General features: G+C 40.4%; 6 protein-coding genes. 1 reads left to right on the top strand and 5 read right to left on the bottom strand.

Going from position 1 to position 7519, the window contains the following annotated elements; all coding sequences use genetic code 11:
- Positions 1–624: 624 nt before the first annotated feature.
- Complete coding sequence (locus tag WB217_RS16035; protein WP_423994255.1) at positions 625–876, top strand: small, acid-soluble spore protein, alpha/beta type; 252 nt, start codon at positions 625–627, stop codon at positions 874–876.
- Between the two features lie 390 nt (positions 877–1266).
- On the opposite strand, the gene WB217_RS16040 is transcribed toward WB217_RS16035, so the two are convergent.
- The 5 genes from WB217_RS16040 to WB217_RS16060 all read right to left on the bottom strand — a co-directional run bounded on the left by WB217_RS16040 (position 1267) and on the right by WB217_RS16060 (position 7267).
- The gene (locus WB217_RS16040) at positions 1267–2556 is read right to left on the bottom strand and encodes an ATP-binding protein (protein ID WP_423994256.1); all 1290 of its coding nucleotides are present in this window, start codon (positions 2554–2556) and stop codon (positions 1267–1269) included.
- Positions 2557–2712: 156 nt separating this feature from the next.
- Positions 2713–4512, bottom strand: a complete 1800-nt coding sequence (locus WB217_RS16045) for an ABC transporter ATP-binding protein (protein ID WP_423994258.1) — start codon at positions 4510–4512, stop codon at positions 2713–2715.
- A complete protein-coding gene (locus WB217_RS16050; protein WP_423994259.1) occupies positions 4506–6230 on the bottom strand; it encodes an ABC transporter ATP-binding protein in 1725 nt (574 codons plus the stop codon). The genes WB217_RS16045 and WB217_RS16050 overlap by 7 nt, the downstream gene beginning before the upstream one ends.
- Positions 6231–6351: 121 nt before the next feature.
- Positions 6352–6996, bottom strand: a complete 645-nt coding sequence (locus tag WB217_RS16055; protein WP_423994261.1) for an SdpI family protein — start codon at positions 6994–6996, stop codon at positions 6352–6354.
- A gap of 1 nt (position 6997) precedes the next feature.
- A complete protein-coding gene (locus tag WB217_RS16060; RefSeq protein ID WP_423994262.1) occupies positions 6998–7267 on the bottom strand; it encodes an autorepressor SdpR family transcription factor in 270 nt (89 codons plus the stop codon).
- Between the last annotated feature and the right edge of the window lie 252 nt (positions 7268–7519).

Raw genomic sequence — 7519 nt, forward strand, 5'->3', positions numbered from 1 at the left:
GGAGTTGAAGTTTCGGAGTTTCTAGGAGGCGAAACTAGACAAGCGACTCGAGGGGCTAGGCGCTGGAGCTGGACATTTCTCGGAGTGAATTTTATACTCCCTTACCTTTTTTAAAAAAACCAAAAGCAGGATCCATTTAGGATCCTGCTTTTGATTTTAAGGGAGAGGGGGAATGTTTCATCAGTTAGGAAGGGGAATTATGTGAAAAACTTCACTAACTTTCGATAAGTTAAATATACTGCATTTCACCATTTCAAACAATTGAATTCACTAATTGTTCAATATAACTTTTTGTATCCTTCACCGTTTCGACAAATTATCCACAAGACTGTGCATAATGTGGGTAATTTTGTGATGAGCTATATTTTTCAATACTTGACGACCCACTTTCCATCTCAAGTAATTTTTTGTGGATAATGTGCATAAACCTGTGGAGTACTCAAAATTGCGCACTTAAGGCTGTTGATAAGTATGAGGATAAAAATTTCAGGAATATACTTTCCCTTTCTTTTCACACAGTAAACATATTGAATATCCTTTTCCTATTAGATAGTGAATAAAAAATATCCAATATTACACATAATAAGCCCAAAAGGAAAACGATTCACTTGGAGGGACTACAACATGGCAAGAAGAAATAAGATTCTTGTACCGGAAGCAAGACAGGCTTTGGATCAATTAAAAGCCCAGGTTGCCGGCACGATGAAACCAGAGGATGCCAAATTTGAAACGGCTAAAGAGGTAGGTATCCCTTTAAACAAAGGGTATAACGGGGGCCTTACCACCCGGGAGGCTGGGAAAGTCGGCGGCAAACTTGGAGGTAATATGGTTCGGGAGCTCGTAAGAATGGCTCAGCAAAACTTAAATAAAAAATAGATATATTATCACTGCCAATTTTATGACAAGAACACGGTTGACAGCAGCTGGAAAATGAGATACAATAAATAAGCTTCGCCAATAAAAGAAGTAACTTGAGACACATCGATTAACAATGTAAACAATTAATGGCGTTCTGCTTTTATTTTTAGGTATCAACTTATTCACACTGGATCGGCTTCGGAGCCGTTAGGATGCAAGAGAGGTAGGGCTTGCGTCGTTTAGGTTTAAAAATGGTCAAGTGGAATTTTGTACCGCGGCACAGTTTATAATTGACGTATAATATACATCTTGTGGAGTAGCAAGTTACTCGAAAGCGAACCGGAACCGGTTCGCTTTTTCTATTACTTAAACCAGCCTATTGGGATTTAAAAAAACAATAGGCTGGTTTTAAATAGCGTTATTTAAATCATTTTCAATATTAGAGGAGGTGTTTTTAAATGATGGCAATACAATCTTGACTTCAGTTCCTTCCCCTAACTCACTTTTATATGAGATACTCCCGCCCATCGCTTCAATGATTTTAATAGACACTGAAGTACCAAGTCCTGTTCCTTTATCTTTCGTTGTGTAAAATAAAGTTCCAAGTCTCGCAATCTGTTCACTGTCCATTCCTTTTCCATTATCGGTAATCGTTATGTATGATTCATCCCCGATCGTTCTCTGGTCGATCGATACTTCTCCACCTTCTTCTATTGCTTCAATGGCATTTTTTATGATATTCACAAGTGCCTGCTTTAGCTGATTTCTGTCTGTCTTTACAAACACTTCCCATTCAAGTTTCACATTGATTAGGACATTCTCCTTTGCTGCAAGGGCTTCAAGGAGAAGCGACACCTCTGTGATGATCTTCGCCAGCTCGGCATCTTCTAGTTTTTCAAATTGAGGCTTGGCAAAATTCAGGTAATCATTGATGATGGCTTCTGCCCTTCCGAGTTCCGTCAGTACGAGGCTTAGATAATAATAATTATCTCCTTTTTCTTGTTTATGCATCATTTGCAAAAACCCTTTAACGACCGTAAGCGGATTGCGAATTTCATGAGCGATTGATGCAGCAAGTTCACCCAGGGTATTCAGTTTTTCAGCCCGCAATATTTCTTTTCTCATTAAATTCTTTTCGATGATAGATTCATTCAGAATGGCTGAAATCCAAACAGCGAAAACTTGAATCGCACCGAAGATAGCGACGTTCATCATCACCTTGTTTGTATTTTCGGGAGCAGCACCATTTGTAAAAACATGAATAACCAGGATTGAGAGCATCGCAAACGCAGGCCAGAATCCTACAAACACCGCTGTCCTTATTCTAGCCTTTGCCTCATGCTTCCAAAACTTTTTCATAAACATTAAAGGTACGATCACTGCGAAAAAGCCACTTGCATACCCAAGCAGGATATCCCCTCCTAAAAATGTCCTTGTGATCAGATAAGTTACCAACACCATACCGCCGGCGAAAGGGCCTCCATATAAAAAGCCAAGCACTAATGGAACATACCGTAAATCCCAATAAAGTCCGCCTTCTTCATATGAAAACACCAGGCACAGAAAAACAGAAACACTTTGAAGAATCCCGCACAAATATGGAGATTGTCCCAGTTTTTTACTATCCGAAATAATGCTATTTACAAAAATCGGCATGAGGATGATCAATACATCTAGCAGCAGTTTCTCGGCAAGCATCTTATCTTCTCCAATCGAAGAGGGTGTTTTAATAGAAATACGACAAACTTTTCACTAATCCTCTATTCCCCGGGAAATTTGTCGCATTTTACGCCAATGATTTAGCACGGATGATCGAAAACAGCCCATAAAAAAAGGAACCCTAAGGCTCCTTCTTTATAAGTTTATTAATGTTTTCTTTTCCAACTGGCTTGTATATAAGCCATGATAGAAACCTTTTTGTCCAAGCAGTTCCTCATGACTGCCTTTTTCTATGATGTGCCCACTTTCGATGACAATAATCTGGTCTGCGTACTTAATCGTATTTAATCTGTGCGCAATTATGAAGGTAGTCCTTCCCTTCATCAAATGCTGGAGTGCTTCCTGGATTTTCAGCTCGGTTATTGTATCGATGCTGCTCGTTGCCTCATCCAAAATTAAGATCGATGGATCAGCCAGGATCGCTCTTGCGATTGAAAGCAGCTGTTTCTGACCCTGACTAATCCCCGCATCGTCCTGCTTTAATTCAGTATCATAACCATCTGGCAGCCTTTTAATAAAAGAGTGTGCATTAGCAGCCTTGGCCGCCTTTTCAACTTCTTCGTCGCTGGCATCCAATCTCCCGTATCGTATATTTTCCCTTATACTCCCTTGAAAAAGAAATGAATCCTGGAGAACAAAAGCCATTTGCTGACGAAGGCTTTCGCGTTTTATTTTTTTACTGTCGTGACCATCGATTAGAATTGCACCACTATCTGGCTCGTAAAAGCGAGAAATCAAATTGATGATGGTGGACTTCCCTGCCCCTGTTGGCCCCACTAATGCAATGCTTTCCCCCGGATCTGCCTGGAAAGATAGGTTGGAAACAGTATCGCCACCCTTTTCATAGGAGAAACTTACCTGTTTGAACTCTACTTTCCCTTTAATTTCTGAAAGAGCAGCAGCTGCATTCTCATCGATTGCTTCCTCATCGGTATCAAGGATATCAAACACCCTGTCAGCGCCGGCTACTGCTGACAGCAATGTATTGAACTGGTTAGATAAATCATTCAGCGGCCTTGTAAATTGCCTTGCGTATTCAGTGAAAATGACAATGGTTCCGATTGAAACCATATCTTTCAAGGCGAAGTATCCTCCGACAGCAGCCACGAGTGTAAAACTCAGGTTATTCAGCATATTCATCAATTTAGGAATGAACCCAGTAAACGTTTGTGCCCAATATCCTGATTGCTTTAATTCCTGATTTTTTATCCTGAATTCCTCAATGACCTTATTTTCCTGAGAAAAGGATTTAATAATCTTTTGGCCAGAAATCGTTTCTTCAATGTAGCCATTCATTTCACCGAGCCTGCGCTGCTGTTCTTTATAAAGCTTGCCAGTCCGATTCGTAATCCATTTCATCCCCCAGAACATGACAGGTACGATGATCATTGTGACAAGCGTTAGGAGCGGGCTCAGCCAGATCATGACCACAAGAGTTCCGACTAACGTAAGCAAACTGGAGAAAATCTGGATTACAGATGAATTAAGTGTGGAGCTGACGTTTTCAATATCGTTTGTGACCCTGCTCATCAGCTCGCCATGCTGGCGTTTATTGAAAAAGTCTATCGGCAATTTATGAAAATGTCTAAAAAGCTGCTTTCTCATTGTATAGACCGTCTTCTGTGCAATTCCAATCATCCAGTAGCTTTGCAGCCACAAGCTCAGAGAATGCAATACATATACTGCAGCGAGTCCAAATAACAGCCAGATGAAGCCATCGGTTGTTTCTTTTGCAAGGTATTCATCAATGCCCCAGCCAATCAGAAATGGTCCAAGGAGGCCAAGGCCTGAGCTTGCGAGCACCATCAGAAGCACCAGCATAATTAAGCTTCGGTGATTTGCAAGATATGACCAAATCCTTTTAACGGTGGAGCCAAGTGCTCTTGAATGTTGTCCTGCATCTTCTTTCACATTGCTTGATTGCCTTTTTAACACTCTGCCTTCACCTCCCCGAATTGGGATTCATAAATAGCCCGATAAAGCTGGGAATGCTTAAGCAAATATTCGTGGTCTCCAGCTGCGGTTAAAGCGCCGTCTTCAAGCAGCAGGATTTTATCCGCCTCTTTCGCCGTACTGATCTTCTGAGTAATAACAATTGTCGTACATTTATATTTACTGATAGCGTCTAGCAGCTTCGCTTCTGTTTTTAGATCGAGTGCACTTGTGCTGTCATCAAGCAGCAGGATTTTTGGTTTTTTGATCAGTGCCCTGGCAATTGACAAACGTTGCTTCTGTCCGCCAGATAAATTCACTCCCTTTTGCCCTAAAAGTGTTTCGTACTTGTTAGGAAGCTTATCGATCGTTTCATGAATTTGGGCATTGCTTGAAGCCTCGGCCATTTCATCTTGTGTAGCATCCTCTTTTCCCCATGCAAGGTTTTCCTTAATCGAACCCGTGAACAATAGTGCTTCCTGCGGAACATATCCAATTTGCTCCCTGAGGCTCTTAAGCTTCATTTCTTTTATATTTTTCCCATCAATCCTGACTTCTCCCTCCGTTACATCGTACAGGCGAGGAATAAGCTGAAACATTGCAGTTTTACCAGCTCCTGTTGCACCGAGGACTGCCACAGTTTCACCTGATTTAATAGAAAATGTTAGATTTTGCAGGATGGGTATATTCGTATTTGGAAATTGGAACGACACATTTCTGAATTCGATTTTCCCATTCGTTATTTCATTTTCAACGGTGCTGTCAGCACTGTCCTGTAAATCGATTTCTTCATTCAACACTTCTTCAACACGCTCAGCAGAAGCTTTTGAACGGGATAAAACCATGATGATCCAAGAGAACATTGAGAAGGCAGCTGTAATTCTGGCCGCGTAGTTCACGATTGCGACTATCTCCCCTACAGATACGGTTTCGTTCTGTACCTCTATTTTTCCAAACCAAAGCACCGCAATGATACTCATATTCATGAAAAGCAGCAGGATCGGAATTGTAGCTTCTGTTACTCTTAGCGCAAAAACCGTTTTGTCCCTAAGATTATTGTTTGCCGTTTCAAACCTCGTACCCTCATAGTCACCTCTGTCGAAAGCTTTGATCAGCCTCATTCCGACAAGGTTTTCTCTCATGACACTATTCACCTTATCAAGGCGCTTCTGTACATGTTTAAACAATCCCCCTGCCTTTGTCATGATCCAGATGAGGAAAACTAAAAGTGGCGGCATAATGACAGCAAAGGCGAGAGACAATTTTACATTGACAAGCATAGCCATGACAATTCCGCCTATAACCATTAGAGGGGCACGCATTGCAATCCGCAGGCTCATGAATACTGTATTTTGCAGCTGTGTGACATCGTTCGTTATTCTCGTGATTAACGAAGATGCTGGGAAACGGCTGAAATTTGTGAAAGAAAAAGACTGGACCTTGCCAAAGAGCTTCTCCCTCAAATCAAATCCAAAGCTCTGGCCAGCATGAGCAGCGATAAATGAATTTGTAATTCCAGAGGCAAAAGCCAGCAGTGAAAGACCGAGCATGATCCCTCCATATTTGATAATCGTGTCTATATCCTTTGCAACGATTCCTTCATCAATAATTTTCGCCATTAAAAGCGGCTGCCATAGTTCGACCACTAACTCTACGAGCATTAAACTAAGTGCTGCGGCTATAGGAATGCGGTATGGTTTTATAAATGAAAAAACTTTCATGAAGTAAAGCCCTCCAGTAGAAAAAAACTTTAATTATTTCGCCCATCGAATTTTCATATCTTTTATCATACCTTGTTTGGATAATTTTTTGAATTGAAAGATAAAAAAAACGGCCCTTTTTTCAGGACCGGTTTGTTCCACTCTTTCTGTAAAGAAAATATGAATACAGGTATGGAGTGATAATGGTAATAGCTATCACTGCGATAAAGACGGCTTCCTTCCAAAAGGCAGGTGCAAAAGTAGTAGTGATCATTATGAAACCACCGAAAAAGAAAATTTTCGAGGCAGCTCTGTGTGTCTTTTTCCAGACTTCATCACTGCTCAATGTCCATGGATTACGGATGCCTATGAAAAAGTTGGATCGAACCTGAGGCATGTAATTCCCTAAGACCATAAAGATAATCCCGACGACAAGAGGGCCCATGGTTGCAATTGGCACATCATAACCCACTGCATTAAAAATGACAAATAGATTGATAACAAAAAAGACACCGAGAAGTACATTCATCATAATGTTATAACTCTTCGAAAAGTATTGGTAATTTGATTTACGCGGATCTACTTTTGGCAGAAAAGCCATTGAGACATAAATCAGCACCATGATACCGAGAGTGGAAAACATTGCGTTGATTCTAGTAGCAAAACCATCTGCTTCACCATTTAGATTCCAATGGATCGGAACCTGGTCCGGGAGCTTAGGGTAGGCGATTATCCACGCTAAGATCAGCAAGCCAATCAACGTTAAAGGTAAAAAATGTTTTCTCATATTATTGATCCCCCTTTTTATCGGTAAAACTGAATGCCCAGCTGATTAACTCCTGAAAAACCGTAATATTCAGTGAATAAATGATAAACTGACCCTGCTTTTCATCCTGGATCAGCCCCGCATGCTTCAGCAGTTTAAGATGCTGGGAAATGCTTGGTTTTGAAATATTGAAATGATCGGCAATTTCTCCTGCTGTTAAATCTCTTTCCTTTAAAAGGTCTAGAATCTTCCTTCTGGTTGGGTCTGATAAAGCTTTGAATGCCTCATTCAAAGTATGAAGCCTCCTTATACATGTTTAGTTTAGATATTTAGTTATTTAACTAAATAATAAAATAATTACCACATAATTTCAACCATAATATTGAAAATATAGTAAATTTTTATCCACAAAAAAACCTGAAGCAAAGCTCCAGGTTTTCAAATTTATATACATTCATTTTCCACGGTGTGTATCAACTTTTTCAATAACTCTACCGAATTGTCCAGAGAGAGAGAATAATATCGCTGTGTGCCTTTTTGTTCG

It is taken from the genome of Mesobacillus sp. (assembly GCF_049588175.1).
GTDB lineage: Bacteria > Bacillota > Bacilli > Bacillales > Cytobacillaceae > Mesobacillus.